The sequence below is a fragment of the Prolinoborus fasciculus genome, assembly GCF_056724605.1.
The window spans coordinates 1-2,563 of sequence record NZ_JBWZQN010000119.1; the positions used below are offsets into that span (position 1 = coordinate 1).

Annotated in this window: 2 protein-coding genes; both read left to right on the top strand. The window is 43.5% G+C overall.

The annotated features are described in order from the left end of the window. Nucleotides 1-459 precede the first annotated feature (459 nt). On the top strand, nucleotides 460-1,080 hold the full coding sequence (gene thiE / locus AC1P5O_RS16390) for a thiamine phosphate synthase (RefSeq protein ID WP_004729909.1): 621 nt from the start codon (nucleotides 460-462) through the stop codon (nucleotides 1,078-1,080). Between the two features lie 38 nt (nucleotides 1,081-1,118). Then, the gene (gene hemL / locus AC1P5O_RS16395) at nucleotides 1,119-2,420 is read left to right on the top strand and encodes a glutamate-1-semialdehyde 2,1-aminomutase (protein ID WP_004729908.1); all 1,302 of its coding nucleotides are present in this window, start codon (nucleotides 1,119-1,121) and stop codon (nucleotides 2,418-2,420) included. Nucleotides 2,421-2,563 lie beyond the last annotated feature (143 nt).

A 2,563-nucleotide genomic window follows, 5' to 3' on the forward strand; every position in this document is an offset into this window, starting at 1 on the left:
ATGAGAAAGCCCATATAAATGGGTAATGTACAAGTTGCTGTAGAAGCATGTTTAGTTCGTCTGATCACAGATACGTTATAAACTATTGTAATACTTTTTTGAATCCGTCAATGCGTAAGTCCTATATTAATTAATTTGAGTACGCTTGAGCCAGGCGAAAAAAAGACAAAAAAATCGCTCTTAGAATTTTGCAACTTCTCCACCAAGTTATCTGCAAAATCCTAAAAGCGTTTGTCGGAGGGCGTAAGCATTAACACGTTATAATTATTGTTATAAGGCCATTAAAACGCAGATTTGAAAGTCCGTATATCCCTGAAAATGGTGATATTTACGATTTAATTGATAAATTGTGCTAAAAAACTGCAAATCTGTTGCTACCTGGTCTCAGAAACAGCAAGATGGCGGCAATTAAACCGAGTTATGCCTATAATAGAGCCATCCTAGCAAGTGGCGAGCAAGATGCGCGGTTTATATTTAATTACCAATGATGATCCATTAGAGCTTTTATTGGCGAAGTTGGAAGGTGCAATGGCCAATGGTGGTGTTGCGGTCTTGCAATATCGCCGTAAAAAAGTGGCGAAAGAAGATCAAATTTACGAAATCGAGTATATGAAAGCCATGTGTGCTGAATATGCTGTACCTTTCGTGATTAATGATGATCTGGAAATGGCGGTTAAATACGGCGTGGGTGTGCATTTAGGCCAGGATGATGGTTCGATTGTCGACGCTGTTGCGCGTTTGCCTAAAGGCGTGTTGATTGGCCGTAGCTGTAATAACTCACTTGAGCTGGCTGAACAGGCCATTGCCGATGGTGCGAATTATGTGGCATTTGGAGCAATTTATGCTACTGATAGTAAACCTGAAGCGGGTAATATTGGTCTTGAAACCTTAAAACTGGCCAAAGAGAAATTGAATGTACCTTTATGTGCCATTGGTGGTTTAACGGTTGAAAATTCCAAGGATGTCATTGAGTCAGGTGCGGATTATTGCGCGGTGATTAGTGATATATTGGGACTTCCTATGAATGCCATTCCTGAACGTTTAGATGAATGGTCTGCGCTTTTTCAAGCTACAGCATAAAATTTTTTGATTGATTTAATTTTGAGTCGAGTGCCTTCATGAGCTTATCTCCAAAGCAAGAACAATTGTTCAAACAAGCCAATAAACATATCCCGGGTGGCGTCAATTCACCTGTACGCGCATTTAATAGTGTCGGTGGGACGCCGGTCTTTATCGAAAAAGCCCAAGGTGCGTATCTGTATGATGTCGATGGCAAACGTTATGTGGACTATGTAGGTTCATGGGGGCCGATGATTTTGGGTCATGCGCATCCAGCGATTATTAAAGCGGTTCAGGATGCCGCAGTAGACGGTTTGAGCTTTGGTGCGCCCACAGTTCATGAAACCACACTGGCAGACATTATCTGCGAGATCATGCCATCGATTGAGCTGGTTCGTATGACCAACTCAGGTACAGAAGCGACCATGACCGCGATTCGTTTAGCGCGTGGTTATACTGGCCGTGACAAGATTGTAAAATTTGAAGGCTGTTACCACGGTCACTCGGATTCATTATTGGTAAAAGCAGGTTCTGGTTTATTGACCAGTGGTGAAGGAGAAGCGACGTCTGCAGGCGTGCCGGCAGATTTTGCTAAACATACGCTGACACTTCCGTATAACGATATTGCGACTTTAAAAGAATGTTTTGCCAAATTTGGTTCAGAAATTGCCGGCGTGATTGTTGAGCCAGTCGCAGGCAACATGAACCTGGTGAAACCGATTGACGGTTTCCTGCAAGCGATTCGTGATGTCTGTGATGAGCATGGTTCAGTGTTTATTATTGATGAAGTGATGACAGGTTTTCGTGTTGGACTGGGTGGCGCGCAAGCACATTACGGCGTAACTCCGGATTTAACCACATTGGGTAAAATCATCGGTGCAGGCCTGCCAGTGGGTGCATTCGGTGGGAAACGTGAAGTGATGGAATGTATTGCACCATTGGGTAAGGTATACCAAGCAGGTACATTGTCAGGTAATCCGCTGGCAATGCGTGCCGGAATTGAGATGTTTAAACATCTACGTGCTGAAGGTTTCTATGAGAAATTGTCTGCGCAACTTGAGAAACTGCTGGTTGGCTTGCAAGCTGCTGCGGATGAAGCCGGTATTCCGTTTAAGACGCAACAAGTCGGTGGTATGTTTGGTCTTTACTTTACCGATCAGGAAGATATCACCAGTTTTGACTCTATGCTGAAATGTGATGTCGATGCGTTCCGTAAATTCTTCCATGGCATGTTAAATCGTGGCGTAAACCTTGCACCATCTGCTTTTGAAGCCGGCTTTATTTCAGCTGCGCATAGTGATGAAGATATTGCTTACACGATTCGAGCGGCTAAAGAAACTTTTGCTGAGATGAAAGGATAATTCGACCTCTCCCTGACCCTCTCCTAAAAGGCATAGGTATCTACACAATTCCTGAACTTTGCGTTAAATTGAAGAGCATGCTCTTCAATTTAACATCTCTGGCCTGGATCAGCGTCTTGTCAAGCGCTATAACAGCCTTGTAA